Origin of the sequence: Arthrobacter sp. JSM 101049, assembly GCF_041679245.1 — a bacterium.
In the GTDB taxonomy this organism is placed as follows: Bacteria; Actinomycetota; Actinomycetes; order Actinomycetales; family Micrococcaceae; genus Arthrobacter_H.
Genome location: NZ_JBGFFC010000001.1, coordinates 625,824 through 652,593 on the forward strand (window position 1 = coordinate 625,824; position 26,770 = coordinate 652,593).

25 protein-coding genes, 1 pseudogene and 1 riboswitch are annotated in these 26,770 nt (G+C 66.2%); of the genes and pseudogenes, 13 read left to right on the forward strand and 13 right to left on the reverse strand.

Features of this window, described 5'->3' with window-relative positions:
• Positions 1-184 precede the first annotated feature (184 nt).
• A riboswitch (glycine riboswitch) is annotated at positions 185-284 on the reverse strand.
• A gap of 85 nt (positions 285-369) precedes the next feature.
• Together AB8M85_RS02950 and AB8M85_RS02955 are read right to left on the reverse strand one after the other, a co-directional pair.
• Positions 370-1,401 (reverse strand): helicase-related protein, encoded by a 1,032-nt coding sequence (locus tag AB8M85_RS02950; protein WP_372697704.1) that lies wholly within the window; start codon positions 1,399-1,401, stop codon positions 370-372.
• Positions 1,349-2,017, reverse strand: coding sequence for a DEAD/DEAH box helicase (locus tag AB8M85_RS02955; RefSeq protein WP_372697270.1), 669 nt, complete (start codon positions 2,015-2,017; stop codon positions 1,349-1,351). The genes AB8M85_RS02950 and AB8M85_RS02955 overlap by 53 nt, the downstream gene beginning before the upstream one ends.
• A 168-nt stretch (positions 2,018-2,185) precedes the next feature.
• Between AB8M85_RS02955 and AB8M85_RS02960 the strand changes: the two genes are divergently transcribed.
• Entirely contained in the window at positions 2,186-3,697 is a 1,512-nt protein-coding gene (locus tag AB8M85_RS02960) for an amino acid permease (RefSeq protein ID WP_372697271.1), read from the forward strand.
• On the opposite strand, the gene AB8M85_RS02965 is transcribed toward AB8M85_RS02960, so the two are convergent.
• Positions 3,694-4,425 (reverse strand): VIT family protein, encoded by a 732-nt coding sequence (locus tag AB8M85_RS02965; RefSeq protein WP_372697272.1) that lies wholly within the window; start codon positions 4,423-4,425, stop codon positions 3,694-3,696. The two genes, AB8M85_RS02960 and AB8M85_RS02965, sit on opposite strands and share 4 nt — an antisense overlap.
• A gap of 52 nt (positions 4,426-4,477) precedes the next feature.
• Between AB8M85_RS02965 and AB8M85_RS02970 the strand changes: the two genes are divergently transcribed.
• Entirely contained in the window at positions 4,478-4,819 is a 342-nt protein-coding gene (locus tag AB8M85_RS02970; RefSeq protein WP_372697273.1) for a putative quinol monooxygenase, read from the forward strand.
• Here the strand turns inward: AB8M85_RS02970 and AB8M85_RS02975 are convergent.
• Positions 4,795-5,556, reverse strand: a complete 762-nt coding sequence (locus tag AB8M85_RS02975; RefSeq protein ID WP_372697274.1) for an SGNH/GDSL hydrolase family protein — start codon at positions 5,554-5,556, stop codon at positions 4,795-4,797. The genes AB8M85_RS02970 and AB8M85_RS02975 overlap by 25 nt on opposite strands.
• 304 nt (positions 5,557-5,860) lie before the next feature.
• On the opposite strand from AB8M85_RS02975, the gene AB8M85_RS02980 reads away from it, so the two are divergent.
• Together AB8M85_RS02980 and AB8M85_RS02985 are read left to right on the forward strand one after the other, a co-directional pair.
• The gene (locus tag AB8M85_RS02980) at positions 5,861-6,166 is read left to right on the forward strand and encodes a hypothetical protein (protein WP_372697275.1); all 306 of its coding nucleotides are present in this window, start codon (positions 5,861-5,863) and stop codon (positions 6,164-6,166) included.
• Positions 6,163-6,996, forward strand: a complete 834-nt coding sequence (locus AB8M85_RS02985; RefSeq protein ID WP_372697276.1) for an FAD:protein FMN transferase — start codon at positions 6,163-6,165, stop codon at positions 6,994-6,996. Before AB8M85_RS02980 ends, AB8M85_RS02985 begins: the two co-directional genes overlap by 4 nt.
• A gap of 34 nt (positions 6,997-7,030) precedes the next feature.
• On the opposite strand, the gene AB8M85_RS02990 is transcribed toward AB8M85_RS02985, so the two are convergent.
• Entirely contained in the window at positions 7,031-8,176 is a 1,146-nt protein-coding gene (locus AB8M85_RS02990) for a serine hydrolase domain-containing protein (protein WP_372697277.1), read from the reverse strand.
• A gap of 37 nt (positions 8,177-8,213) precedes the next feature.
• The gene (locus tag AB8M85_RS02995; protein ID WP_372697278.1) at positions 8,214-9,254 is read right to left on the reverse strand and encodes an RNase H family protein; all 1,041 of its coding nucleotides are present in this window, start codon (positions 9,252-9,254) and stop codon (positions 8,214-8,216) included.
• Between the two features lie 76 nt (positions 9,255-9,330).
• Here AB8M85_RS02995 and AB8M85_RS03000 point away from each other — a divergent pair, with 76 nt between their 5' ends.
• Complete coding sequence (locus tag AB8M85_RS03000; protein ID WP_372697279.1) at positions 9,331-9,783, forward strand: hypothetical protein; 453 nt, start codon at positions 9,331-9,333, stop codon at positions 9,781-9,783.
• Between the two features lie 52 nt (positions 9,784-9,835).
• On the opposite strand, the gene AB8M85_RS03005 is transcribed toward AB8M85_RS03000, so the two are convergent.
• On the reverse strand, positions 9,836-10,948 hold the full coding sequence (locus tag AB8M85_RS03005) for a glutathione S-transferase family protein (protein ID WP_372697280.1): 1,113 nt from the start codon (positions 10,946-10,948) through the stop codon (positions 9,836-9,838).
• Between the two features lie 106 nt (positions 10,949-11,054).
• Between AB8M85_RS03005 and AB8M85_RS03010 the strand changes: the two genes are divergently transcribed.
• Both AB8M85_RS03010 and AB8M85_RS03015 read left to right on the forward strand, forming a co-directional pair.
• Entirely contained in the window at positions 11,055-12,299 is a 1,245-nt protein-coding gene (locus tag AB8M85_RS03010; RefSeq protein WP_372697281.1) for an Nramp family divalent metal transporter, read from the forward strand.
• A complete protein-coding gene (locus tag AB8M85_RS03015) occupies positions 12,299-13,006 on the forward strand; it encodes a metal-dependent transcriptional regulator (RefSeq protein ID WP_372697282.1) in 708 nt (235 codons plus the stop codon). Before AB8M85_RS03010 ends, AB8M85_RS03015 begins: the two co-directional genes overlap by 1 nt.
• A 186-nt stretch (positions 13,007-13,192) precedes the next feature.
• Here AB8M85_RS03015 and istB read toward each other — a convergent pair whose 3' ends face one another.
• From istB to AB8M85_RS03030, 3 genes are all read right to left on the reverse strand, one after another.
• Positions 13,193-13,972, reverse strand: coding sequence for an IS21-like element helper ATPase IstB (gene istB / locus AB8M85_RS03020; RefSeq protein ID WP_372697283.1), 780 nt, complete (start codon positions 13,970-13,972; stop codon positions 13,193-13,195).
• Positions 13,969-15,507: an IS21 family transposase gene (gene istA, locus AB8M85_RS03025; RefSeq protein WP_372697284.1), complete on the reverse strand. Its 1,539-nt coding sequence runs from the start codon at positions 15,505-15,507 to the stop codon at positions 13,969-13,971. Before istA ends, istB begins: the two co-directional genes overlap by 4 nt.
• A 399-nt stretch (positions 15,508-15,906) precedes the next feature.
• Entirely contained in the window at positions 15,907-16,992 is a 1,086-nt protein-coding gene (locus tag AB8M85_RS03030) for an IS110 family transposase (protein ID WP_372697285.1), read from the reverse strand.
• Between the two features lie 451 nt (positions 16,993-17,443).
• Here AB8M85_RS03030 and AB8M85_RS03035 point away from each other — a divergent pair.
• The 5 genes and pseudogenes from AB8M85_RS03035 to AB8M85_RS03055 all read left to right on the forward strand — a co-directional run bounded on the left by AB8M85_RS03035 (position 17,444) and on the right by AB8M85_RS03055 (position 20,598).
• Positions 17,444-18,587 (forward strand): annotated as a pseudogene (locus AB8M85_RS03035) (IS110 family transposase).
• A gap of 32 nt (positions 18,588-18,619) precedes the next feature.
• On the forward strand, positions 18,620-19,372 hold the full coding sequence (locus AB8M85_RS03040; protein WP_372697286.1) for a type IV secretory system conjugative DNA transfer family protein: 753 nt from the start codon (positions 18,620-18,622) through the stop codon (positions 19,370-19,372).
• Positions 19,372-19,794 (forward strand): hypothetical protein, encoded by a 423-nt coding sequence (locus tag AB8M85_RS03045; RefSeq protein WP_372697287.1) that lies wholly within the window; start codon positions 19,372-19,374, stop codon positions 19,792-19,794. Before AB8M85_RS03040 ends, AB8M85_RS03045 begins: the two co-directional genes overlap by 1 nt.
• Positions 19,795-19,860: 66 nt before the next feature.
• The gene (locus AB8M85_RS03050; RefSeq protein WP_372697705.1) at positions 19,861-20,019 is read left to right on the forward strand and encodes a DUF4913 domain-containing protein; all 159 of its coding nucleotides are present in this window, start codon (positions 19,861-19,863) and stop codon (positions 20,017-20,019) included.
• Between the two features lie 243 nt (positions 20,020-20,262).
• A complete protein-coding gene (locus tag AB8M85_RS03055; protein WP_372697288.1) occupies positions 20,263-20,598 on the forward strand; it encodes a hypothetical protein in 336 nt (111 codons plus the stop codon).
• A gap of 296 nt (positions 20,599-20,894) precedes the next feature.
• Here AB8M85_RS03055 and AB8M85_RS03060 read toward each other — a convergent pair whose 3' ends face one another.
• From AB8M85_RS03060 to AB8M85_RS03070, 3 genes are all read right to left on the reverse strand, one after another.
• Positions 20,895-21,497: a hypothetical protein gene (locus AB8M85_RS03060; RefSeq protein ID WP_372697289.1), complete on the reverse strand. Its 603-nt coding sequence runs from the start codon at positions 21,495-21,497 to the stop codon at positions 20,895-20,897.
• 120 nt (positions 21,498-21,617) lie between these two features.
• A complete protein-coding gene (locus AB8M85_RS03065; RefSeq protein ID WP_372697290.1) occupies positions 21,618-21,926 on the reverse strand; it encodes a hypothetical protein in 309 nt (102 codons plus the stop codon).
• Between the two features lie 40 nt (positions 21,927-21,966).
• Positions 21,967-22,305: a hypothetical protein gene (locus AB8M85_RS03070; protein ID WP_372697291.1), complete on the reverse strand. Its 339-nt coding sequence runs from the start codon at positions 22,303-22,305 to the stop codon at positions 21,967-21,969.
• Positions 22,306-23,434: 1,129 nt separating this feature from the next.
• Here AB8M85_RS03070 and AB8M85_RS03075 point away from each other — a divergent pair.
• The gene (locus AB8M85_RS03075) at positions 23,435-26,665 is read left to right on the forward strand and encodes a hypothetical protein (protein ID WP_372697292.1); all 3,231 of its coding nucleotides are present in this window, start codon (positions 23,435-23,437) and stop codon (positions 26,663-26,665) included.
• Positions 26,666-26,770: the final 105 nt, after the last annotated feature.

Here is a 26,770-nt window from a genome sequence, read left to right on the forward strand (position 1 = left end):
GGGGAACTCCAAGGGTGGTCGGTGTGCGCTGCACGCCGAATGAGCTTCGGTTCCTCCCCGACTCTGTATTGGACCTGAGAGATTCCGCCGCGCCGGTGTCCCGGACGCGGCTTGCACCGTCGGTGAGAGCATCCCTGGCTCCGGTGGACCGGTGCCTTGTGGTGCTGCTGCTTTCCAGAGTTGCCTCAGCGCGGCGGTACGGGTGCCTGAGAGATTCCCGGGGAGGGTATTGCTCCTACGGCGCCCGCCAGTGGTTCTGAACGGGACTCTCCCGCCGCATGTCATTGGCGTGTGCCCCGCGGACGGGGCACTCCCCCATCTTAGCCGAGGCGCCGTGACCAGGACAACAGGCGCCAGGCACCCGGGGACTCAGCGTTCCGTGGCACGGCGCAACAGCCCGGGCTCGTCCTCGATGGCCTGCAGGGACAGCGTCTTGTACCCCTCGTCGTCGACCAGCACGGTCAGCCGGTCGTCCTCGATACTCATGACGATCCCGGGACCCCAGTCCTTGTGGACCACAGCGGACTGCGGGGCGAAGTCCCCGTCCTCGTCGCTGATGTCCACCGCGGTGCCGGCCAGGCAGTTGTCGCAGTTGCCGCAGGTTTCGGCCAGCTCCTCGCCGAAGTAGCCCAGCAGGTACTGCCGCCGGCAGCCGTCGGTCTCGGCGTAGCCGCGCATCATCTCGATCCGGGTGTCATCGATGCGCTGCCGGGTCTCGGCCGTCTCCACGGCGCGCCGCACCGCCTCGGCGGGGCGCACGTCCGGGTCGATGCGCAGGCCGCCGCGCCGGGCGGTGAGCACTCCTGCGGATTCGAGCAGGTTGACGATGCCGGTGACCCGGCGCGCGGGCAGCCCGACCTGTTCGCGCAGGGCCGCCCCCTTGAGAGGTCCACCGGCCGCGCGCAGGGCTTTGGCCACGTCGCGGACGGCATCCTCGTCGGTGTGGTGGGTGCCGAAGAAGGACCGCAGGCCCAGGTCCTCGGAGCGGTAGTGCAGGACCGCTTGCGCCGGGTCCCCGTCGCGTCCGGACCGGCCGATCTCCTGGTAGTAGCTGTCGAGCGAGTCGGTGATGTCCGCGTGTACGACGAACCGGACGTTGGGCTTGTCGATCCCCATGCCGAAGGCGGTGGTCGCTACGACGACGTCGAGCCGGTCGGCCTGGAAGTCCTCGTGGACCTGGCGGCGGTCGGCTGCCTTCAGCCCCGCGTGGTAGGGCCGGGCACGCAGCCCGGCCTCGGCGAGCGCGTCGGCATATTCGACTGTGGCCTTGCGCCGGGCCACGTAGACCAGGCCCGGCAGGGGCAGGTGGGAAACCTGCTCGACCAGGTCGGCTTCCTTGACGCCCCGGTCACGGTGGCGCACCACCTCCAGGCGCAGGTTCGGCCGGTCGAAGCTCTGCACGAATTCCAGCGGGTCCGACAGGCGGAGCCGCTCGGCGATCTCCCGGCGGACCGGCTGGGATGCCGTGGCGGTCAGGGCGATGGCCGGGGGGGTTGCCGATGCGTTCACGCACGGCACCGAGCTGCAGGTAGTCGGGCCGGAAGTCGTGCCCCCACGCCGAGACGCAGTGTGCCTCGTCCACCACGAACAACCCAGGTTCCAGCTCGGCCAGCCGGGACACGACGTCGTCCTTGGCCAGCTGCTCGGGAGCCAGGAACAGGAAGCGGGCCTCCCCGGCGGCCGCGTCCTCCCACGCCTGCCGCTGGGCGCGCACCGGCATGGAGGAGTTCACGGCCACCGCCCGGCAGTCGCCGGGTGCGTCGTTCAGGTCCTGCAGCTGGTCGGTCTGCAAGGCGATCAGCGGGGAGACGACGACGGCCGGGGCGTCGACGAGCAGACCCGCGAGTTGGTAGATGGCGGACTTCCCGTATCCGGTGGGCATCACGGCCAGCACGTCGCGCCCGTCCACGGCCGCCTGCACGGCCGCGAGCTGGTCCTCGTGCAGGGAGTCCCAGCCGAAGGCCTCGCGGGCCAACCGGGAGATATCGTCGGCAGTCGGTGAGGGCAAAGTAGTCACCAAGCCACCCTAGGAGCCGGCCGCCCGGCTGTCCGCAGAGTGGGTCGTCCCGCAGTCCGTTTGGATGATTTTGCATGAGGGTGAAAAACTATAGGGTCACATCGTCCGCCGCCGTGATCCGGCAGCCGCATCGTCATCCCGGGCCACCGCCCGGTGTTAGGACCCCTCATGCCCACTCCCCCGTCCCGCACCCGCCCCGGACAACACCTGCCCCTGGGCCGCCAGCTGCTGCTGCGCAAGGACGTCGAGGCGCTGGACGCCGAGGCCGGACACGGTTCCGGTGGCGGGACGATGCGGCGCACCCTGGGCGTGCTGCAGCTGACGATGATCAGCGTCGGCGCCACCCTGGGCACCGGCATCTTCGTGGTGCTGGGGTCCTCGGTGCCGCTGGCCGGTCCCGCGGTCTGGATCTCCTTCACGATCGCCGGGATCGCCGCCCTGCTGGCCGCCCTGTCCTACGCGGAAATGGCCGGCGCGGTCCCCGTCTCCGGGTCCAGCTACTCCTACACCTACGCCACGATGGGCGAGGGGCTGGCCTGGATCTGCGGCTGGTGCCTCATCCTCGAATACGGGGTCTCGGTGGCCGCCATCGCCGTCGGCGCCGGCGAATACGTCAACGAGCTGGCCGCGACCTTCAACGTCGAGCTGCCCGCCGCCCTGACCAACCCGCCGGGGCCCGACGGCGGCGTGTTCAACATCCCCGCCGTCGTCGTGGTCCTGCTGGCCATGGTCCTGCTGATGCGCGGGGCCAAGGAGTCGGCCACGGTGAACACCGTGCTGGTGTTCCTGAAGATCGCCGTGCTCGTCTTCTTCGTCGTGATCGCCTTCAGCGCCTTCCACACCGGCAACTTCGCCCCGCTGTTGCCCATGGGGACGGCGGGCGTCTCGGCCGCGGCCTCGCGCCTGTTCTTCTCCTACATCGGCTTCGACGCCGCCTCCACCGCCGGCGAGGAGGCGGTGAACCCGCAGCGCGACCTGCCGCGGGCCATCATCGCCTCGATGGTGATCGTCACCGTGCTCTACATCCTGGTCGCCGTGGCCGCCGTGGGCGCCAAGGACTGGCAGTGGTTCGTTGGCAAGGAGGCCGCCCTGGTGCAGGTCCTCGAGGAGATCACCGGGCAGGCCTGGGTGGCCCTGGTCTTCTCGGTGGGGGCGGTCGTGGCGATCATCAGCATCGTCATCACCGTGCTCTACGGTCAGACCCGCGTGCTGGTGGCCATGTCACGGGACGGCATGGTCCCACGGGTGTTCGGCAGGCTGCACCCGCGCACCGGGACCCCGGTGCTGAACACGCTGATCACCGGCGGCACGATCGCGCTCACGGCCGGCCTGGTCCCGCTGGGCGAACTGGCCGACGCCACCAGCATCGGCACGCTCTTCGCCTTCAGCCTGGTCAGCCTGTCGGTGATCTACCTGCGCCGCAACCGCCCCGACCTCCCGCGTACCTTCCGGGTCCCGTTCTACCCGGTGACCCCGATCCTGGCGGTCGCCGGCTGCGTGTTCCTCATGGCCAACCTGGGCGGCTCCACCTGGATCGTGTTCGGGCTCTGGATGGTCCTGGGTGCCGGGGTCTACCTGGCCTACGGCCGGCGGCGCTCCACAGTGGCCGCCGGCCATGCCGCAGGGCACGACGAGGCGAACACGGGGAACGACGCCGGAACTCCCCGCTCCCAGCCCTAGCCGACGGCCCCGCTGCTGCCCAGCCAGGTGCCGATGAGGAACGTGGCCCCCAGCGCCAGCAGCCCGCCGGCCACCACCCGCACGACCGGACGGAACATCGGCGCGCGTCCCATATAGGCGCCCAGTCCCCCCGTCACGGCGAGCGCGACCAGCACCGCGGCGAACGTCACCGGGATCTTCAGGGAGGCGGGCAGCAGGACGGCCGTGAGGAATGGCAGCAGCGCCCCGATGGTGAATGACACGGCCGAGGCGAGTGCCGCGTTCCACGGGCTGACCACCTCGTCGGGGTCGATGTTCAGTTCCACGTCCAGGTGCGCGGCGAGTGCGTCATGGGCGGTCAGCTCCCGGGCGACGGCCTCGGCCGTGCCGGCGCTGAGGCCTCGTTGTTCGTAGAGGTAGGCCAGCTCGGCGAGCTCCTCGTCAGGCATTTCCTCCAGTTCGCGGCGTTCCTTGGCGATCAACGACTTCTGCGAGTCGGATGAGCTCGAGACCGAGACGTATTCGCCCAGCGCCATCGAGACCGCGCCACCGATCAGGGCGGCGGCCCCGGCGGCCAGGATCGGCCCGCTGGCGGTGGTCGCCCCGGCCACGCCGACCACGACCGCGGCCGTGGAGACGATCCCGTCGTTGGCCCCGAGGACCCCGGCGCGCAGCCAGTTCAGCCGCTCGGCGAGGCCGGAGGATTCGTGCGGCTCGTCGGGGTGCGGTGCCGGATTGGGGCTGCTCATGCGGCCAGTCAACCACCACTGCGTCGCGGCGGGCCAGCGCTACCCTTGACCCATGACCTTCGCCAATGTGGGAACCCTCGGAACCGTCCCCGGCAAGCGCGACGAGCTGGTCGCACTCCTGACCCGGCGCAGCGATGTCCTGGCCCGCCAGGGGTGCCTCGCCTATGAGGTCGGGGTCAACGACGACGACCCGGACACAGTCTACGTCCTCGAACTCTGGGCCAGCGAGGCGGCGCACCGGGAATCGCTGGCGCTGCCCGAGGTCCAGGCGGCCATCGCCGCGGCCCGGCCCCTGCTCTCGGGCGGGTTCGGCGGCTTCCGGTTCGAGGTCCTCGGCTCCCCGCTGCGCGACCGACCGGGGCCCACCGCCTACAGCCGGACGTATCCGGGGTAGCGCGGGCTGAGCGAGTCGCCGGACGAGGTCCCGGTCAGGCGGCGCTTGACCCACGGCACCACATGCTCGCGCGCCCAGCGCGCGTCCTCCTGCATCCGCGCCCTCCGGCTCCGGGCCGGCACCGTCTCCAGTTCCGGGGTCTCGATGGCGTCCGTGGCCTCCAGGACGCCCAGCACCTTCTTTGCCATCAGCATGTGCCCGGGGGTGCCCATATGCAGGCGGTCCTGGGCCCAGTACCGCACGTCGCTGAATTCGCGCCACCGCCAGTAGTCGGCGATGACCGCGCCATGCCGATCGGCGGCCTCGCGGACCCACTCGTTGTAGATGGCGGTCCGTCCCCGCGTGGTCCCGAAAACCGCCGAGGCAGTGGAGTCGAATCCGGTGAACAGCACGACGGCGGCGCCGGTGCCGCGTAGCCGGGCGACCATCTGGTCGTAGCCGGCCATGAGCGCGTCGATGTCCACGCGCGGTCGCAGGATGTCGTTGCCGCCGGCGTAGAGCGTGACCAGGGTCGGTTGCAGGGCCAGGGCGGCCTCGAGCTGCTCGTCGATGACCTGGCGGATCTTCTTGCCGCGGATGGCCAGGTTCGCGTATCCCCAGGAGGGGTCGGCCGCGCACAGCTGTTCGGCCACCCGGTCCGCCCAACCGCGCACCCCGTTGGGGCGGGTTGGGTCGTCGTCGCCGACGCCTTCCGTGAACGAATCCCCCAGGGCCAGATACCGTTTCTCGAATTCCACCCGTTTACTGTACGACGACTTGTCGTCCGGTCATGGCGGCCCGAACGTGCCCCACGCAGGGGCGCCAAAATCTCAACGGGTGTGCAGGTGTCCGGGAAATGGCTGCCTGTGGGGCGCGCAACCCGTGTTTTCCCGGACATCTGGCCGCCCGCCTGGCCGCAAGGCCTTGCGCCCCTGGCGGAAACGGGGCCTGCTGGAGCCGGCATGGAGCCGCGGCACAGGGTGTTCACAGTTCGGTTCGAGAGGCTGGAGCCATGCATGACCTACCCGTCCCTGCCGGCTCCGACGCCGAAAGGACCCTGTCGTGAACATCCGCCAGGCCATCTTCGCCTCCGTGGCGTCCGCCGGGGTCCTGGCCTCCGGCTGGCTCGGCGGCACGGCCACCACCACCGCCTCCGCGGCGGCTCCGAGCACCCATCGCCTCGGCACGGTTGCAGGCGGCGCCTCGAGCGCCCACCACCGGTCGGCAGCGGCATCGAGCACGCTCTCGACCGTCCGCCGCGGCCAGCTGCGCGGTGCGGAACCGGTCCAGCTGCTCAGTGGTCCGGGCTACAGCGCCGCCGGCTACGGCCTCACGCAGCAGGCCGCCCTCGATATGTCGCTGGCATGAGCACACCGATCGACACCGAGCGGCAATTCGACGCGGATGGGGAATCCGAGGACCCGGCGGTCCCCCGACTGGCCAGCCGGGTGTTCGAGGCACTGGGCACGATGGTCTCCATCAGCGCCCCCATGGATCCGGACGAACTCGACGCGGCCGTGCAGACGGTCCGCCGGGTCTTCGTCGAAACGGAGGAGTACTTCGGTGTCGGCGGCCGCGGCTCGGTCGAGAGCCTGCGCCGAGGGGAAACCGAACTGCGCTACTCGCACCACCGGCTGCGCGCCCTCTACGAGCAGGCCGTTGGCTGGCGCAACGCCACGGAGGGGGCCTTCACCCCGCATGCCCCCGATGGCCCCGTGGACCTGCGCGGGTTGGTCAAGGGGTGGGCCATCGCCCACGCGGGCCAGGCCATGATGGACCTCCAGCTGCCGCACTGGTCGGTCACCGCCGGTGGAGACGTGCTGTGCAGCGGCTCGCCGTTCCCCGCCGAACCGACGGGGGCGGACCCGTTCTACGGCAGGCACTGGCGCGCCGGCATCACGGACCCCTTCGATGCGGCCGCGCTGGTCGCCGACGTGCCGCTGGCCGGCACCCCCGGATTCACCGCCGCGCTGGCCACCTCCTCCGGCCACGGCGACGGCCGCCCGAACGCCTACCTGCAAGTCAGCGTGCTGGCCGAGGACATCGTCACCGCCGACGTGCTCTCCAAGGCGATCCTCGCCGGTGGCCCGTCGACGCTCGATGCAGCGGTACGCGAGTTCGGGATCGCGGTCATGGTCTGCGGGCACGACGGCGAATTGCTCGCCTCCGCGGGTTGGCCACTGCAGGCCCCGCTCTAATCGCGCCGGGGGGGGTCCGGACAGGCGCCGCTAATCAGTTGGCGGCGGCGGCCAGCAGTGCCCGGCGCAGCTCCACGGTGAGCTGCCCGCCGCGGGAACCGGTGCCGCTCTCCTCCGCCCGCGCCGGCACGTAGCCGAAGCCGATGCCGTAGGCGGGGTCGGCAAAGGCGAGCGTGGCGTTGGCGCCGTCGTGCCCGAAGGCCCGCCAGGAACCGAAGTCGTTGCGCGGAATGGACTTCATGAACATCAGCGCGAACGCCCCGGTCAGCCCGTTGGCCCGGTCGATCCCGAACACCCGCTCGTCGGCGACGGCGTGGATCGTCTCGGCCGTCAGGAAGGGCCCGTCAGCCGCCCCGTCCTCACGCACGACGCCGGTGCTCGCCGCCGCGTAGAGCCGCGCCAGGCCGCGGGCGCTGGCCACGCCGCCGGCGGCCGCGATGCCCGCGGAGCGGATCACCGGCAGGTTGGGCAGGTCCAGCAGATCGTACGCCTGGCCGTCGCCGACGTCGAATCCGCCGGTCGAGTTCAGGGCCAGTCCCAGCGGGCCGAAGGGATCGATGAAGGGCAACGGCGGTGACTGGACGGGCTTGAGCACGTCGCGGTAGCGGGTCTCCTCGTCCTCGGGCAGCCCGAGGTAGAAGTCGATGCCGAAGGGCGCACGGATCCGGGTTTCGTAGACCTGCTGCAACGTCTCGCCGGTGATCCGGCGTACCAGCTCCTCGGCGAAGACGCCGATCGTCAGGGCGTGGTACTGGTGCGTGGAGCCCGGCTTCCAGACCGGCGGCGCCGCGGCGAGGCGGACCGCCCCGGTGGCGGAGTCGGTGTACTGGCCCACGGTCAGGCCTCCGTCGATCCCCGGCAGGCCGCCCTGGTGGCTGAGCAGCTGGCCGACGGTGATGGCGTCCTTGCCGTAGGCGGCGAATTCCGGCCAGTAGGTCGCCACCGGCTCGCCTGGGTCAAGCAGGCCGTCCTGCACCAGCAGGGCCATGACCATCCCGGCGGCGCCCTTGGAGGCGGAGAAGACTCCGGTGAGCGAGTCGGCGGTGCTGTTCGGCCCCACGACGTGGTCGATAACCGGCTGGCCCCCGGCGTAGACGCACAGCTGGGCCGAATAGTCGGGGTCGGCCGCGGCGAAGGATTCCAGCAGGTCGACGACGGGGGCAAAACGCGGATCGGTCACGTGGTGGCTCTCCTGGGGCTCGGGGTGGGTGCCGTGGCTAGACTTCGGGGGTTTCCTGGCGGAAACGCAGCCGCCAGCGCTGGTCCTGGCGATGCCAGAGGGAGCCGACGGCCGTGGCCGCCTCGTCCCCGACCAGCCGGTAGGCCAGGTGGATGGAGTCCATGCCGACCTGCATGGCCTCGAGCAGCTCGAAGGTGCGTTCGGCGCTCGACCACGCAACCGGTGGCGCGTAACTGGCCGAGGGGGCATCGTCGTCGTCCTCGAGGCCTTCGCCGGTGGCCTCCGGCAGGTCGGTGGCCTGTGAGGCCAGCACGGCGATCGCGGTGTCGCGTTCGCGCAGGGTGCCGTCCGCGGCGATCTCGCGGTAGTCGGGGTGCAGCAGGAACTCCAGCTGCCCGGCGTCCGAGCGGACCGAGGGGTCCAGCAGTTCGCGTTCGAGCGTGACCACGGCGTCGATGTCGGCGCTGCCCCGCCCGGTTTCGGCGGGGTCCTCGAGGGAGGAGAAGAGGTCGTCCTGGGCGGGCAGCGTGGCGGTCTGCGTTCGCGCGGAGCCGGCCTGCGCCGTGGAGGCGGGAGCGGGGGTGGCCGGCGTGCCGGACCCGGCTGTCCCGGATCCCGGGTAGCCCGGTCCCATGTCGCTGCCGCGGCCTGCCTGGTAGGCGGTGGCGACGGCGCGGGCGCGTTCGTCGGCGGCCTCGTTGAGGTAGTGCCCGGCGTGGCCCTTGACCCACTCGAAGCTGTAGTCGCGGCCGGCGATGGCGTCCTCGATCTGCTTCAGGAGGTCGACGTTGAGGACCGGCTTGCCGTCGGCCTTCTTCCAGCCCTTGCGCTTCCAGCCCGGCATCCACTTGGTGATGCAGTTGATGACGTACTGCGAGTCGCACAGGATGCGCAGGTGCTCGTCGGCGACGTGGGCCGTGGCGCGGAACAGGTCCAGCACGGCCATGAGCTCGCCCATGTTGTTGGTCCCGTGCGGCCAGCCGCCGGCCCGCCACGTGGTGTCGTCGACGTACCAGGCCCAGCCGGCCGGTCCAGGGTTTCCCAGTGCTGAGCCGTCTGCTGCGGCGGTGATCGTCATGGTTCCCATCCTGCCACGTGGGGGTGTTGCTTGGGTGCCGGTGGAGCTAGGGTGAAGCGACAACCTCTGGGGGAACATGCACGTCAACCGCCTGTCAGCACTCCTGGTCGCCGCGCTGTCGCTGCCGCTGCTGGGTGGATGCTCGGGTTCGAACGCCGCATCCGGGATCGAACTGCTCGACCAGCCCGCGACCGAGGCCGATGCCCTGCCCGCCGGTTTCGATACCACCCCACTCCAGCCGGCTAGCGTGCGTTTCGCGGCGAAGAGCGGCGGCATCTCCTTCTATGTGGCGCTGCCTGCGGATGACGAGAACGCCCCGGAGGAGGCCCAGATGAAACCGGCATTCTGCCTCGTCGTCATGGAGCGGGAGCAGACGGCCTGCGGTGGCGGTACGCCCATCACGACGACGTTCCAGGGTGGCTCCGCGATGCTCGTGTCCGACGGAACCGACACGTCCCCCTTCACGGCCGACGGCTGGACCCGGATCCACGAGAACGTCCTCGTGATCGGCCTCGACGAGGCTACGTAACCCCGGTAGTCGTCCTGTGGAGCACGACGACGATGCCCGCGACCAGGTGCCCCTACGCCGGGTAGAGCGGGTTGTGGCCCGGCGTCACCTCTTCGCCGGCGCGCACCGGGCCGGGGGCGATCCCATTGCCGAACGGCGAGCCGCCGAGGGATTCGCGACCGTGCGGGTCCAGCCAGTTGGACAGGTCCGGCCCCTGCGGGACGAACTGGGTGGGGTTGATGTCCTCGTGCACGATGTAGTAGTGCCGCTTGATCTGCACGAAGTCGGTCGTGTCCCCGAAGCCCGGCGTCTGGAACAGGTCGCGGGCGTAGCCCCACAGGGCGGGCATCTCGTCGAGCTTGTTCCGGTTGCACTTGAAGTGCCCGTGGTAGACCGGGTCGAAGCGGGCCAGCGTGGTGAACAGGCGGACGTCGGCCTCCGTGATGTGATCGCCCATCAGGTAGCGCTGGCCGGTGAGCCGCTCCTCCAGCCAGTCCATGGCGGTAAAGAGGCGGTCGTAGGCGGCGTCGTAGGCCTCCTGCGAGCCGGCGAACCCGCAGCGGTAGACACCGTTGTTGACCTCGGTGAAGATCCGCTTGATGACCGGGGCCATCTCCTCCCAGCTGCCGGCCGGGATGAGGTCCGGGGCGCCCTCGCGGTGGAACTCCTTCCACTGGGTCGAGAAGTCCAGGGTCATCTGCGGGTAGTCGTTGGTGACGACGCCGCCGGTGGGGATGTCGACGATGGCCGGGACCGTGATGCCGCGGGGGTAGTCGGGGAAGCGGGCGAAGAAGTTCTCCTGCAGCCGTTCGGTGCCCAGCACCGGGTCGCGGCCGTCGGGGTCCAGGTCGAAGGTCCAGGAGCGGGCGTCGTGGGTCGGGCCGGGCAGGCCGACGCTGATGGCGTCTTCGAGGCCGAGCAGCCGGCGGACGATCAGCGTCCGGTTCGCCCACGGGCAGGCACGGGCGGCCACGAGCCGATAGCGACCGGCCTCGACGGGCCACGCCTGAGCACCCTCGGCCAGGCCGGCGTCGGGGTTCCCGATCGATCCGCCGGGCTCGGCGGAGGAGGCGCGGATGGCTTCCGGATCGGCGACGATCCGGTCGTCGATGTAGTTGGTGTCCCGGGTGAATTCGGCGCCCGGCGTCACGTAGGCGCCGCGGGTGGAGTGCTGGTTCTCGCTCATGAAGCCAGCCTACGACGGACCATGGCGAGAGCGCTGGCCCTTGCGTCCGATCCGCGCTAAGTTAAGCTCACTTAACTTTTTTGCACGACGGCGACAAGGGAGCACCATGACGACTTCGGTCATCGAGCGGCAGGGCCGACCCCAGCGCCGCCTGATCTGGCTGCTCGGCCCGGCTTTCGTGGCGGCCATCGCCTACGTGGACCCGGGCAACGTCGCGGCCAACCTCACCGCCGGCGCCCAGCACGGGTACCTGCTGGTCTGGGTGCTCGTGGTCGCCAACGTCATGGCCGTCATGATCCAGTACCTCTCCGCCAAGCTGGGCCTGGTCACCGGGAGGTCCCTGCCCGAGGTCCTCGGCGAGCGCCTGCCGCGCACGGGCCGGCTGGCCTTCTGGGGCCAAGCCGAACTGATCGCCATGGCCACCGATCTGGCCGAGGTGATCGGCGGCGCGATTGCCTTGCAGATCCTCTTCGGGCTGCCCCTACCCCTGGGCGGGTTGCTGGTGGGGATCGTGTCGATGGTCCTGCTGGCCATCCAGTCACGACACGGGCAACGGCCGTTCGAACTGGTCATCATGGCGCTGCTGGTGCTGATCACCATTGGCTTCGTCGCTGGCCTGTTCGTCAGCCCGACGGATTGGGGAGCCGCCGCCGGGGGCCTGGTCCCGCGCTTCGAAGGGGCTGGAACGGTCCTGCTGGCCGCCGGCATGCTCGGCGCGACCGTCATGCCGCACGCCATCTACCTGCACTCCTCGCTCTCCCGCGACCGCCACGGCGGCGGCCACTCCCCCGCCGGCCTGAAGCGGCTGCTGCGGGCCAACCGCTGGGACGTCGGGTTGGCGCTCGTCGTCGCCGGTTCGGTTAACATCGCCATGCTTCTGCTGGCCGCCACGAGCCTGCGCGGCGTGGAGGGGACCGACACCATCCAGGGTGCCCACGCAGCCATCGTTGACGCGCTGGGCCCCTTCATCGGCGTCGTGTTCGGGGTGGGCCTGCTCGCCTCCGGCCTTGCCTCCACCTCGGTCGGCTGCTATGCCGGCTCGGCGATCATGTCGGGCTTGTTGCACCGGCGCATCCCCTTGCTGATGCGCCGGCTGGTCACGTTGATCCCCGCGCTCATCATCCTGTCCGTCGGCGTCGACCCGACCTGGGCGCTGGTCCTCAGCCAGGTGTTCCTCTCCATCGGCATCCCCTTCGCGCTGATCCCGTTGGTCCGCTACACGGGCCTGCGCTCGCTCATGGGCCCGAACGCCAACTCCACTCCCACGCAGGTCTTCGCGTGGACGATCACCGTGGCCATCGTGGCGCTGAACCTCCTGCTGATCTACCTCACCGTGACGGGGGCCGCCTGATGACACCCCGCAACTCTTCCACCCCGCCGCCCGCCGAGGGCATCAGCCGGGTTGCCGAGGACTTCCTCAAGGCCATCTGGTCCGCCACCGAGTGGGGTGGCGCACCCATCACCGGCAAGGCGCTGGCCGAGCGTTTCGGGACCACCGCCGCCAACGTCTCGGACACCATCCGCCGGCTCACGGCACAGGGGCTGGTCAGCCACGAACCCTACAAGCCGGTCCGCCTCACTCCCGCCGGCGAGCGTCATGCCGTGGCCATGGTCCGCAAGCACCGGCTCATCGAATCGTTCCTGGTGCGCACGCTGGGCTACTCGTGGGAGGAAGTCCACGACGAGGCGGAGAACCTCGAGCATGCGGCTTCGGAGACCATGATCGATCGCATCGACGCCCTGCTCGGCCACCCCGACCGCGACCCACACGGCGACCCGATCCCCGCGGCAGACGGAACCACACCCCACCCGAAGCACGCGGTCAAGCTCACCGATGCCAGTCCGGGCAGCTACGAGGTCACGCGCATCTCCGATGACGACCCGGCCGTTTTGCGCCTGCTCGCTGGCCACGGCCTGCGTCCCGGGTCCATGATCACCGTGGGAACCCGCGATGCCGGGTCCAGCTCAATTCCTCTCGAATACGACGGCGGTGGACTGGCTCCGCTGCCAGACGATGCTGCTGCGGCGCTCTGGTTGGTTACCAGGACGCGAAGGTAGGACGAAGCGTGCCGACCCTGTTCTGACCGGCGACACACTTCGGGGAGTTTCGGCGTGTCAATGGCCAATAGGAACTGCCCGTAGGCGGCCACCAGAATTGCCCGCTGGTGGCCACGGAAACTGCCCACGCACGGCCAACGGATCTGCCCACCAGGTTTGTGGTGGCATCGGCCATGAAATCTGTGGCTAGTTCATCGCGGTAACTCCCTTCCCGGCCAGGGCCTGGGTCAGCCGAATCGACTCGCCCGAGGTCTGGCAGAGATGGGCATGGTGCAGCAGCCTGTCAACAGTCGCCGTCGCGAGGGTCTTGGGCATGAGCTCATCGAAGCCAGCCGGATGGAGATTCGAGGAAATCGCAATGGCTCGCTTCTCGTAGGCGGCATCAACTAGCCGGTAGAGCCCTTCGGCGGCATCGGCACCTACTTCGAGCAGTCCTATGTCATCAACCACGACCAGATCAGCGCGCAGGATCCGAGCGACGACCTTTGAAACGGAATCATCGGACCGATGCGCCCTGACCAGCGCGCCGAGGTCCTCGAGCCGGAACCAGGCCACGCGCATCCCCGACTCGACGGCATGTTGGCCCAGCGCCTCGAGGAAGAACGTCTTCCCGGTGCCGCTGGGGCCGCAGACCACCACGTTCTCCTTCCTGCCGATCCATTCCAGGGTCCGCAGGGCCTGCTGTGTCGGCAACGGGATCGAGGAAAGGGACTCATCCCAGGCATCAAAGGTCTTCCCGGTCGGGAATCCCGCCGCCTTTCGCCGGGTGGCGAGCATGGACCGGGCACGGCCGGCGACCTCCTCGGTGAACAGGGCCTTGATGACCTCGGCGGGTTCCCACCGTTGGGCCTTCGCGGTGGCAACCAGTTCCGGTGCCAGCGCGCGGGCGTGGGGCATTTTCAGCTGCCGCATGAGCGTTTCGATGTCCTCCGGCAGTGCCGGGGCAGTGGTCTTCACCGGGCTCATGCGCTCTCCTCCAGGTTGGCATCGGCCGTGGCGGGTTTTCCAGGTTGCCCGATCGTTGCCCAGGCGGCGGTTCCCTGGGCCAGAGAGGTCTTCTCATCTGCCCGATGCGCTTTACCTCGCGGGCTGGCGGCCAGGATCGAGGCGAGATCCCCGGTCGCGAACCGCCCATAGGTGGCCGCGGTCCCGAGGGCCTCGTCGACGGGGGCGGTTCCGCTGATCTTGGCCAGAGCGACGGCCCCGGCCATCTTCTGATTCATGCGCGCGGTGCCGACTGCTGCTGCTTCCAGCAGCCAGGAACGGGCGCCGGCACCGATGGCCAGGAAGTCGGCCTCCGCTGCGCTACGGGCCCTGATCGTGTAGTCCCCGGGGACCTTCGCCCGGTGCCCGGGGAAGTGGTCGTCATCGATCGCCGGGGACCCGGGACGCGCCCGGCCATGGCGTGCGACCTCGATCGGCCCCTCGGACCCGATATGGACGATGATGACCTGCTCGTCGGCACCGATCCCGTGGCTGCGCACGAAAACCCGGGCCCCGAGCAGGTGGGCCGGAACCGAGTACTGGGCGTTCTCGAACGCCACCATAGGCGTGTTCGCCGCCACGGTGCGTGCCAGGCCGAACGCGACCGTGTGGGGGTTCCCTGGAACGCGGTGCAACCGGGGTTGTTCCTCTATGAGCATCGCGGCGGGCTTGCGGCGGGTCGCCCGGTGTTCGCGGTTGTTCACCTCGGCCATGAACTCATCGCAGGCCGCTTCCAGCTCGGTGAAGGAATCGTAGGCGGTGCGCAGGTTCGTGTCCTTGGGCACGATGTCTGCCTTGGCGAGCTTCACCGAGGATTCCACCCCGCCCTTGGACGCCGGATCCGCCGGCTGGCAGGTCAGGACCGTGACCGCGTAGTGGCGGGCGAAGTCCACCGTCTGCTGGTTGCGTACCGGGACCCCGGCGATATGGGAGACCGTCACCGTTTTCTCGTTATCGGTCAACACGTAGGTAGGTGCCCCTCCGATGATCCGGAAGGTGCGATCCAGTGCGGCGAACACCGAGGCCGCGGTACGGTCGCGCAATGCGATCACAATCCGGAACCTGGACCAGGCCACCCACGCGACGAACAAGACCGTCTTGGCTCCATCGATGACAGGTCCGTCGCCGAAGTCGTATTGCAACCACATGCCTGGCTCGGTGACCCACGGACGGTGGACCCGTACCCGCCCCAGCCGGTAGGCGGCGCGGACTTGTTCCATCGCCCGGCGCGTGGTGCGCTCCGAGCCGGTGTATCCCATGGCGGTGAGTTTTTCGTGGGCCTTGTCCGCGCGGATCTTCCCTTCGGACTTCTCGACCCATTCCTCGAGCTTGGGCATGAACGCATCGGTGACCCGCTCCCTGCGGGCCTGCTCGGCGATCGGGCGACCGGCATCGCGGGCGGCAACGTGTCGGGAAACGGTGTGGTGAGAGCAGCCAGTCAGCTGGGCCGCGGCGCGCAACGACCCGGTGAGATCGTAGGCAGCAAGAATTTCCATGATTTCTCCGTCAAACTTCATTCAGGGCCTCTTCCTGGGTGGCTTTGATGCGTACTAGACACCGCAATCAAACCCCGGGAAGAGGCTCCCGCCACTCAAGCAGCGGGTTCAGCAAAGGAAGTGGGCAGATCCCGTGGCCACCAACGGGCAGTTCTCCTGGCCGTCAGTGGGCAGTTTCGTGGCCGCCTATGGGCAGTTTTTCATGGCCGCTAACATCGGCGCGCCCGAGCGGGCATGAGGTCAGCACTTGCCGATCTCGCAAGTCACGGTCGGCCATGAGGATTGGGCCTTCTTCGATGGCGCGAATGTTCCAGACTCCAGCCCCGTTACATTTATAGGACCCCGGTAAACGGGGTTTGGTCGCCAGGTTCGGTATGACTGTCCTGCCCTGTCACTCATGATCCGAAACTTCTATATCTGTCAAACAGCACCTTGGGCGGTTTCATCCATTGCGTGAAGACTGTTGAGGGCACGATATAGACGACGGGCGAGATAGCGCTTGAGGCACCTGCGGATCTCGCGTGGTGTCTTTCCCTCGGCCTTCCGGCGATCCGCGTAAGCGCGAGTAGCAGGGTCATGGACTGTTCGGACGACAGTAACCATATGCAGCGCGCTGTTCAGGCGCCTATCTCCACTGCGGTTGAGTCGGTGTCGCACGGTGTTTCCGGACGAAGCGGGTATGGGATTTACCCCGGCGAGAGCAGCGAATGCGGCTTCAGATCGCACCCAGCCCAAATGCGACCACGCCGTATAGACCACAGCTGCAGTGACCGGCCCGATGCCAGTCTCCTTGAGCAGGGGTGCCGCCGGACTGGCTTCCAGGAGCTCGGTGGTGCGGACGTGGTTGTCCTTGGCCTCTGCGTCTAGGGCAGCTATGCGTTTGGCGAGTCGAACTGCCTCCGCCCGGGCGGTTGCCTCCGCGAGAGCCTCGTCGCGGGTGCGCCAGTGCGAGACTTCAGCAATCTGGGGATCAGTGAGGGGTCTGCGTGCGTCAATGCCGAGGTCGACAATTCTCAGGAGGGCTGTGAGGGCGTTGACTTTTGCCGTGCGTTCAAGCGTCATCTGCTCCCTCGCTGCCACCAGGACCCTCAGTGCTGCCCGGATGCCCTCGTCTTGCCGGGGGATGCGCAAACGAGCTGTTTCCAACGGCAGGGCCGCGGAGGCGATCGCGGCGGCGTCCAAAGGGTCGGACTTCCCGCTCCCGTGGCGTGCGGGTGCGTAGGCCCTGACTCGGGGGGCCTCGACCACACGGTACCCCTGACGTGCGACCGTGCCGGCGAGTAGGGCGCCGTAGCTGCCGGTGCCTTCGATGACCCAGAGCGCTCCGAGGTCCCCACCCGTCCGGCGAGCTGCCCATGCGATCGCACGCGATTTGCCTGCGTGGGTATTAGGAAATGCCCGGGTATCAAGGTGCTCGCCGTTCGCGGCGAGCACTGCGTAAGTATGAGTGCGGGCATGGGTGTCCACGCCGATGACAAATGGACTGGAATTTGCGACTGTGGTCATTGCAGCCAAGGTTTCCTTTCTTGCGGACAGGCAATTGCATCAGGCCGCAGCGCGGCCGGTGCCAGTCCGGGCGAAGGTCACTCCGAGGCATTCCTGTGATGGGCCACAACCCCAAGGGGGCTGGGCAGACTTCTCATCAAGCCATGGGCGTGGGCCGGGCGGGCTCCGGCCACCATCCCCAGCCGGACATTTCGGATCCAAGGCCCACAAAGCGCCGAGGGGGTGTCGAGTCACGGCCAGGGAAAGGCGACCAACACCCACCCTGCCAGCCGGTCCCGGACCAGCCACGTCAAGACTCACAGGAGGGTGTTGTCGCCGGGCCTGGAGACACGCGTTGACCGCTGATAGGGACACGACCCGGCGAGTTGGACACCGTGGTCTCTTCGTAACGTGGGTGTGGCATCGAGTGTCGTGACAGGTGGCCAACCGCACGGTGCAAAGGAGCGCCACCATGGACCATCAGATCGCCGTGTTCTGCGGACTCGACGTCGGCAGGAGCGGCCACCACGCTACGGCCTTGGGCCGGGACGGCGGCCGGCTCTTCGACCATCCGTTGCCCCAAGACGAGGCAAAGCTGCGCGAGGTCTTGACCGGCCTGCAGACCCACGGAAGGGTGCTGGTCATCGTGGACCAGCCCAACACCATCGGCGCACTGCCCATCGCGGTAGCCCGGGACGCCGGCTGCGAGGTCGCCTACCTCCCCGGTTTGGCGATGCGCAAAGCCGCGGACTTATATCCGGGAAAGGCCAAAACGGATTCCCGGGATGCGTTCATCATCGCCGATACCGCCCGCTCAATGCCCCATACCCTGCGCCAGGTGGACCGCGACAGCGAGGTCCTCTCCGCGCTGAAGGTCCTCGCCGGTTTTGATGCGGACCTGACGCATGAATGCACCCGGGCCATCAACCGGCTTCTTCCCCGCGTTGGAACGGGTCTTCCCGGAAACGAGGATCACCCGTTCGCTCGTGCTCGAGCTGTTCATCCACTACGGAGGACCCACAGGCCTGCGGGCCGCCGGCAGGGGAAACGTTCTCCGCTTAGCCCGCAACCATTCACGCAAGAACCCCTCCGCCCTCATCGAGGAGGTCTTCACCGCCCTGTCCGAGCAGACGGCGACCGTCGCCGGCACTGCAGCGGTGGAGATCGTGGTCCCGCGGGTGGCTGCCCAGATCAAGGAACTCAAGGCCCAACGGGCGATCCTGGCCACCGAGGTCGAGAAGCTGGTCGATGACTTCCCTCTTTCCAAGGTCTTGATCTCCATGCCAGGAGTCGGGATCAAGACCACGGCAGCAGTGCTCCTGGCCATCGGCGACGGCCACGGGTTCAAGGACGCCGCCCACCTGGCCGCCTACGCGGGCATCGCCCCGACCTCCAGGTATTCCGGCACCTCCATCCACGGCGAACACCCCTCGAGGTCGGGCAACAAGGCGCTGAAGAACGCCCTGTTCCGCTCCGCGTGGGTCGCCAGCTGCCACGACCCGATCTCCATCGCCTACTACCAGCGCAAACGCGCCGAGGGAAAGAAGCACAACGCCGCGGTCATGTGTCTGGCAAGACGACGCTGCGACGTGCTCTACTCAATGATCAAGAACTGAACCCTCTACGAGGAAAAGACACCCGTAGCCGCTTGACCAAAAACATAGGGACACCCCCCGCGTTCGCCACCTGTGCCGAAACGCTCTACGTACTGTCCATCGAAGGCGTCGGCACCGCAGCCCCACTGACGACGGCGTTGACGGTGGCTGTGGCCGAGGCCATGGAGGAACGCGGCGCACGCCTGGGCGGCCGGCTCCCGGTCCCGGCGGTTTTCGCCCTGGATGAGCTGGCCAACGTCGTGCGCTGGGCTGCACGGCCGGATCTGTTCAGCCACAACGGTTCCCGCGGGATCATCGACATGGCCATCCTGCAGTCCTCGTCCCAAGGCGTTGAACTGTGGGGAGAGCCGGGAATGCGGAAGATCTGGTCCGCATCAAACGTCGTCGTCTACGGGGGCGGGGTCAAGGAAGACGGCTTCCTGCGCACCCTCTCGGATTTGATCGGGGACTACTCCTACAACAGCGTCTCCCACTCCACCGGACGCGGCGGCTCCAGCAGCTCCCGACAGGAAGGCAAGGAACGCATCCTGGACGTTTCGGACCTGACCGAAATGGAACGTGGCCGTGCCGTCGTCTTCGCCTCGGGCGCCCGCGCTACCCTGGTCAAGACTCGGCCCTGGTGGAAGACCGAACACAAGGACGCCGTAAACGAGTCCATCAGCCGATACGCACCCTCATGCACATCTGCGGTGGAACGCTTCGCCGTTGCGGCCGAGGCCGGCCGACCCGCGGATCCCACCGCGACGGAGAACCCGTGGATCACCGCAGGCAAGGATGCCCGGTAATGGACGAGCTGGATATGTTCACCGAGGAAAACACCGCCGAAGTAGGGGGCGGGCCGGCACCGGCCGAATCGGCACTTTCAAGGTCAGAGACACGGGTGCAGGATGCACACACGGCATTGGCCCAAGCCGAGGAGACGTTGCTGGCTGCGCAGGAGAAATCGGAACAGAACCTCACCGGCTGGTTGCGGGCAGCCGCCACCGAAGCCCTCACGCAAAGCGAACGGGCGAGCAATGGCGCTTTGGAGGAAGTGGAAACGGCCTCGAACGCCCTGGAGGCTGCCCGACGAAGGACCGCAGGCAAACCTGAGGATGAATCAGCGTCTCCCGTCGCTGCTGCCCCAGCTACAGAGGACGCGCCCCAGGCGTTCTACGACACTGCCGAGGAATTCCTGCACGAGCAGCTGCTCCCGCTCTACAAATGAATCCTCGATACGAAGAACGGCAAGTGGTGCCGGAAGTGGTTCCTCCACCCCGAAGCAGTCAGCCGGATAGACGCCCTATGGCGTGCCTGGGAACACCTGCGACTCGACCCGACCACCGGGAGGAGCGTGTGGTGGAAGGGCCATACGGACGTCCACATGGCCGTCCTGCTCAGCCAAAAAGGGACCGTTTCATTCGTGCAGCCCCACCCGGCACAACGCACCTGAACCCTTCCCCTGCGACATCGCGCCCGAGGGGTGGTTCCCCAAGGCATCCGAGACACCGAACTAGCCGCTGGATCTCTTCAAACGCGCACAAGCAGCGGCAAAGCCTCGAGATCCGGGCATCGAAACACGGATGCGAGAGGACCACCGCGCCAGTGTTGAGCTGCTCACTTCTGCGATGACGAGCAGCAAGATCGCAGCGGGATAGAATCCAAGGCGTCCAAACGTAATTACTTAGGGGGAAAAGTGGACAAAACATCCGTAGATAGCAGGCCCGAACCAAACCCTGCATGGACTTTTGCGACGCTATTCATTTCAAGTGCTGCTTTTTTCCTCGTTATCCAACAACTGATTCTGGATCCGGTTAGCGCACTCCAAGACGCAGGTACCCAGGACTTCAGCGCGGTAGTTGCGGCCGCTGGCTGGGGTGCCTTCGTCGCTGCTACAGGTGTAGCTGTCGGAACAATACTCGGACTGTTCGGTGGTCGTGTGGGTGCTTTTGGCAAGGGATGGAATGCGGGCGCATGCCTAGCCGTGGCGGTGGCGGCATTTATTGTGGCCGTCGCGAGCGGAGGCATCTAGTTGATGGAACTCCCGGCGATTCGGAAAGAAGATGGACTCTGCTAGGTGCTCCGGTAGCGCTCTGGGTAAGACAAGGGGCCGCCCCCGAGGAGAACCCGTTAGCCGCCCCTCCATCATTTCAGTTCCCTAACGCGAAGGTCCATCGTTGGAGAGCTCTCGGACAGCGCTAACGCTGACGCCGGCCTTTAGGGCCTTGGGTGCCTTGGAGGGGGCTTTGGCCGCTGTACTCGGGTGCGTGGCCTGCCCCCGGGCAGCAGCCACGCGACCCTTGATGTCGGCACCGGTCGCTGCGCCCTTCAGCGAGGTCTCGAACCCGTCGTAGTACTCCTTGGAACCGTAGGCCGGCCCTGTGTCGGCCGGGTTGGTGCCGGTTCGGCTTCCGGTACGGAGTTCTCGGTGGGTCGGTCAGCCATGACCTTGTCCTCGATGTCCCTGCCCATCAGGGCAAGACGGGAGAAGAATTCCTTCTCCGCGTTCTCGTAGCGGCCTTGCAACCCGGTGTTGCCCTTGGCCTCGAAACCACCCTCGGCCAGGTTCTTGGCTTCGTGCCAGTCACGGGCGGCGGCGACGAACGCCGCGTCTGCGAAGTGCGATTCCTCGATGCCCGAGTAGTCCTGCCCGATTTCCTGGCGCAGGTCCTCGATGCTCGGTCCCTGCACCCCGTCCTTTTGGATCAGGTGCATCCGCTCGGCCACCGCACGTTCGGCGTCCGGTGCCGCGTCGGTGCCGGCCGCTTCCTTGGCTTCCCGCAGAGCGGTGACCAGCTCGTCGTTGGCAAGGTATTCCGGGGGCACCTGGTGGCGCTCGATCTGCTCGTGCAGCTCGGAGGCGCGTCGGTTGATTTCCTCGGCTTGCGCTGCGGCTACCAGCGCCATGGCCTCGGCATGTTCCTTTGCCACCCGCTGTTGGTGGTCCGCGAACTGCCGCAGGGCCAGCCGGTCCTGCAGGTAGGTGCCATCACCTTGTAGGTCTGCGGTGTCGATCCCGTACCGGTTCTTGACCTCGGTGGTGATCTTCTCCTACGCGGCCAGCGCCTCGGGGTCGTGGTCCTTCCACGCCTCGGCCAGCAGATGCGCTTGGGTCATTTGCTCGGGCTTGGCGGTGTTCCACCATTCATCCTGGCCGACCGGGACCACCACGGCACGCATCGCGGCGAGGTCTGCGGCCATGGCGCGCTGGGCTTCGATGTGCTGCTGTTCGCTGCGCTGTTCTGTCTTGCGCATGAACTGCTGACGGGCACGGGCGAGCTGTTCGCCCAGCTGGGCCGCTGCGGTCATGGACTGCCGAAGCAGCCCCTCGACAACATCTTCAACGCCTTCTTCGCTCACGGGATCTTCACGCTCCTAGTTGCGGTGGGTGGTGCTCTTTCTAACGTCCGTAGTCCTGGTCCTTGTCCTGCCCCGGCATCGCTTGCTGCCGCGTCCGTGCAGGTTCGGTCTTCGCCGGCACGACACTGCCCCGCCGGGTATCGGCCAGGCCCTTGTTGATGGGTACTGGTGAACCGCGACGCATCAACCGGATCGAGTCAGGCAATTCCTTATCCGACACCGGCTGCGTAGCCTGTTTGCCCAGTGTCGCGGAGGCGGGGCGGGGCATTTGCTGCGCGAAAGAGTTCAGGTCCGTGGTCAGCACCAGACGCAGGTTCCGCGCCTCCCGGTAGCGCCTGGATTCATTATGCATTTCAAAGACCGCCTTCGAGGTACGCATGAGACAGGCAACAAAAAGGCCGGCCGGGAATCGACCGGCTGACAGCGTGGACGCATAACGTCCAAGCAGAAAACCAGGGGCGCAGGAGCCGTGTGGAGCACGCTGCCCCGCGCCCACATGGGCACGGTAAAAGATTAATCCTCCGGTCTTTTCCCGCACACACGTGGACGCCGGGACCCAACCCACCACCTGCACACAACGCCCAGCCCACCACCCGCCATAACCGTCATCTGCCGCTGCCGAGCGATGGGCGCAGCTTCCCCATCACAAAACAACGAAGGGTCCACCGGCCCGACACCAGCCCCACCATGCCGAAACGCGTGGCCGTCCTTGAGTAAAAGGTGTCATGACCGCCAGGGACTCAGTTCACTCACCCTTGGTTCGTGCGAGAGGGGGCATTAGGCTCGTACTTCACGGTTAGCCAAGTCCTGGGCCTCCTAGGAGGATTCGCCGCACTGAGCGGAGAGTGACTTCCCTATACCAAGGAAGGCTTATGACGGATTCAGAGGATGGTCTAAACGGTCTGAGTTGTGAACCATCGCATCATTCGTCGCCCGCCGGGGAGGAGCCTGCGAATCACGGGCCGCTGAATTCGGTTGTTCCGAAGCCGGGACCAGGACTCTGGCGATCGGAGCCCCTCATCCCAGTGGAGATTCCGGCTCGACCGGCGTCCTCTAACGTGACCACCGAGCCATCTAAAGGTTCCCTTGGCACGAGCGCTCCAAAAGCGCAGACACCTCTCTTAAGCAAAACGGTGTCAGCTGACCGCGGAGGCGTAGCGCTCGGTGACGGTGCGAAAGTTGGGATCATCTACGCGGGATATGTGCCTCCAGAAACGCTTCGAGTACCGGCATGCCTGCGACCACACACAGCGGTGGTGGCTGCGTTACGAGGACGTCGATCTGCTTTGACCGAGTCCGTGCTTCCGTTTTGGCCGCCTCGCCGAGATGCCCCGTGGCATCCGCAAGCCTTGTGGGACAGCCTGACAGACCCGTCTAAGTCTGGGAGTATCCTCTTGAGCGGGCATGGAGGGATAGGAAAGACCCGCACGCTTTTTGAAGTTGCAGCTCTAGCCTCGCAAGACGGATGGGACGTGCTGCACCTACGCGGGTCGAATGTGTCCTCTGCTGTGGACTACCTCAAGGAACGGAGTGAGAGCACAACTCATCCTGCCCTTATCGTCATCGACTATCTCAACCTGTACCAAACGACCCTTGACATGGACCTGTTGCAGGAATTGGTCGCTGCAGCCAGGCACCCTAGCCCAAAGCTCGCCGTAATAACCAGCGTCCGCACCGGATGGTGGAACAACCATGAAAAATATCCCGGGCTCAAATCGCTGCAACACGTTCAGCTAACGCCTACATCCCAAGATCTGTACGACGTGTGTGCTGCTGTGGCAGCCAATACCGCACCGACCGCAATCGAGCGACGCGGCCTTGGCTACGTTCTGAGCCGCACGGGTCTTACTCGCCCGGTCTTAGTCCGGCTCATAGCTACCATCGTTGAGGATCACATCACCTCAGACCTGGTTACAGATACCCTAGTCTCTGGGGATCTAAGCGATTACTTGCGTGACCGGCTCTCCGAGGACCACCTCGCGCCTCGTGCTAGCTCCGAGACACCCTTACTGCCATCAACTGTTGACGACACCGTGCACGCTACTGCGGTAGTCCTAGCTACCACACCCACGACAGTCGCGCTGGCCAGCACTGTCGCTTCAACAGTGCTGGCGAGCTTGGAGGAGCATGCCGCCCCCCAATGGACCGCCCAGCATCTCGTAAGCATGCTCATAAACATGGGATGGCTCATACCCACTGAGGCTGCACTGACCTCGGTACACGACGTCGTAGTAGACCATGTTGTTGAGAGCGTTCTCTTCCCAGATGGAACAGTAGCCCATCCAGCACACCTAACCACCTTCTTAAATGCTGCAGCAGATGCCCCAGCGGCTTTAAGCAACGCTCTCGTTACCCTCGAGCGTATTTATAACGAGCGTGAGGCACGCGACGAATTAAGCGCAACTTTAAAGGAACACACAGATACCTGGGTAAGGGCTCGTGCTGGAGTCATCCTAAGTAGGCTGACCGAGGACCCAATCAACGGTTCCGTCACCGCGTCGGCGCTTCTGGTAACACCTCTGCTATCGGGCCCAGAAACTACTTGGGAGCATCTGGCGCGGCCCTTGTTGGATGAGCTGGGTTCCCATTCAGCCGCCCGAGACTTGCTCACGACCGCCGCAATACACCTGCCCAACGAATACAGCTCACAAATCGTGGAGCAGGCTCTGGCCTGGTTGAAAGCCAATCCCCCAGACGGCGCCGATCGGCTGCTGCGGCATCTTCTCGACCGCGATGATGTGCCCCCTGAATCGGTGGGCGCTCTGCTTGACTTATCCTTTAAATGGAGTCAAACATACGCCGATAGCTTGGGTGCAGACTTCCTCCTCACTCGTCTCCTAACGTCCCCCTTTCTCGACGCCGAACGCACGCCAGCTACTCTCAGCTGCGCTATCAAATGGCTGGTGCGCTACAGCAATCACACATACGCATCCCACCTGCTATCCGCCGTTCTTCACCGGAAAGACCTCAGTTCTGAACAATCGGGCACCGCCATCCGACTCGGTGAGACGTGGCTTGAACAAAACGCTGCCCACCCCAGTGCGGCCTTTGTCGTCCCCCCGTTCTTGAGTCGCCCAGAATTGACGCCCATGCAACGCGACAATGCCGCCGACATAGCCCTCCAGCGAGTATCCAGCAGCTCGGACCTCGAAGCCAGCTATATGCTGAAAGCGCTACTGGGACGGACCGACCTGGACAAGAGGCACGTCGAGGCAGCTTGCGCTGCGACGCATGCCTGGCTGAAGCAAAACCCCGGACCCGAAGCCAGCTATATGCTGCAGGCACTACTGGGACGGACCGACCTGGACAAAAGGCAAATCGAGGCAGCTTGCGCTGCGACGCATGCCTGGCTGAAGCAAAACCCCGGACCCGAAACAAACTATGTGCTGCAGGCACTACTGGGACGGACCGACCTGGACAAAGGGCAAATCGAGGCAGCTTGCGCTGCGACGCATGCCTGGCTGAAGCAAAACCCCGGACCCGAAGCCAGCTATGTGCTGCCGGCACTACTGGGACGGACCGACCTGGACAAAGGGCAAATCGAGGCAGCTTGCGCTGCGACGCATGCCTGGCTGAAGCAAAACCCCGGACCCGAAACAAACTATGTGCTGCAGGCACTACTGGGACGGACCGACCTGGACAAAAGGCAAATCGAGGCAGCTTGCGCTGCGACGCATGCCTGGCTGAAGCAAAACCCCGGACCCGAAACAAACTATGTGCTGCAGGCACTACTGGGACGGACCGACCTGGACAAAGGGCAAATCGAGGCAGCTTGCGCTGCGACGCATGCCTGGCTGAAGCAAAACCCCGGACCCGAAGCCAGCTATGTGCTGCCGGCACTACTGGGACGGACCGACCTGGACAAAGGGCAAATCGAGGCAGCTTGCGCTGCGACGCATGCCTGGCTGAAGCAAAACCCCGGACCCGAAGCCAGCAATGTGGTGCAGGCACTACTGGGACGAAGCGACCTGGACAAAGGGGAAATCGAGCGCCTTATCAGCCATGGGGCGATCCAGGCGTCGATTAGACTGACTCGGCAAGTTCTCGCACAAGCATCTCTGACCGTTGCTCAGCGGAATTTGTTGTTAAGAAGAGTCGCTGAAGCTGCTTCTAGCTACACCGGCCCCGCTGGCCGACGGAGCGTAATGCTGCTCGTTCGTACGCCGGACCTTGACCCTCAGCGTCTGGATCTGGTGATAGGCACGGCTAAATCCTGGATAACCAGGCATATGGATTCACTTCAGGAACGATTCATCCTCCATGCGTTGTTAGAGCGCGCAGATTTGACTTCATCCAATTCTGAAATCGCCGCAGCAATGGCAATCGAATGGGTCGGTGTCCATGCCACAAGGACGCAAACATCGATAGTGCTTTCTGCGCTGTTACGCCGACGCGATCTGCTACCAAAACACTTGGAGTCGGTCTTGGACTCCGCAGACATATGGTTCAGCCGCAACATGACTCAAGACGTTGCTGCCTTTGTCTTGAGGGACCTTCTCACTCAAACCGTACTAACTCCTGCTCAAGTTGAATCAGGATTAGCCATTGCAGGGAAGTGGGTAGAAATTAATGATCTCGACATGGGCCCAACCAGAACGATAGATAGCGACCCCCTGGTGCGCATGATTGACTTCTTGAACCTATTCCTCCAGAAATCATTACTCGACCAACGTGATTCGGTAGAAAGCGGCAACGAACAGGAACGCTCAACCAATAGCGGAGACCTTGCAGACCAGTGACTTGCTCGAGAGGAAGGATCTGTTCCCCGTAACCTGTCGGCGGCTTAAGGCATCCTGCTCTAGGACCGACCCCCACTCCCCCCGCTGCTGCGGTCAGGCTCCTCG

Coding starts and splice junctions, on each gene's coding strand:
- AB8M85_RS02960 (WP_372697271.1), top strand. CDS start 2,186: ATGCCCACTCCCCCGTCCCGCACCCGCCCCGGACAACACCTGCCCCTG.
- AB8M85_RS03015 (WP_372697282.1), top strand. CDS start 12,299: ATGACACCCCGCAACTCTTCCACCCCGCCGCCCGCCGAGGGCATCAGC.
- AB8M85_RS02995 (WP_372697278.1), bottom strand. CDS start 9,254: ATGACGATCACCGCCGCAGCAGACGGCTCAGCACTGGGAAACCCTGGA.
- AB8M85_RS02970 (WP_372697273.1), top strand. CDS start 4,478: ATGACCTTCGCCAATGTGGGAACCCTCGGAACCGTCCCCGGCAAGCGC.
- AB8M85_RS03010 (WP_372697281.1), top strand. CDS start 11,055: ATGACGACTTCGGTCATCGAGCGGCAGGGCCGACCCCAGCGCCGCCTG.
- istA (WP_372697284.1), bottom strand. CDS start 15,507: ATGAAGTTTGACGGAGAAATCATGGAAATTCTTGCTGCCTACGATCTC.
- AB8M85_RS02985 (WP_372697276.1), top strand. CDS start 6,163: ATGAGCACACCGATCGACACCGAGCGGCAATTCGACGCGGATGGGGAA.
- AB8M85_RS03030 (WP_372697285.1), bottom strand. CDS start 16,992: ATGACCACAGTCGCAAATTCCAGTCCATTTGTCATCGGCGTGGACACC.
- AB8M85_RS02965 (WP_372697272.1), bottom strand. CDS start 4,425: ATGAGCAGCCCCAATCCGGCACCGCACCCCGACGAGCCGCACGAATCC.
- AB8M85_RS03000 (WP_372697279.1), top strand. CDS start 9,331: ATGCACGTCAACCGCCTGTCAGCACTCCTGGTCGCCGCGCTGTCGCTG.
- AB8M85_RS03005 (WP_372697280.1), bottom strand. CDS start 10,948: ATGAGCGAGAACCAGCACTCCACCCGCGGCGCCTACGTGACGCCGGGC.
- AB8M85_RS03045 (WP_372697287.1), top strand. CDS start 19,372: ATGGACGAGCTGGATATGTTCACCGAGGAAAACACCGCCGAAGTAGGG.
- istB (WP_372697283.1), bottom strand. CDS start 13,972: ATGAGCCCGGTGAAGACCACTGCCCCGGCACTGCCGGAGGACATCGAA.
- AB8M85_RS03070 (WP_372697291.1), bottom strand. CDS start 22,305: ATGCGTACCTCGAAGGCGGTCTTTGAAATGCATAATGAATCCAGGCGC.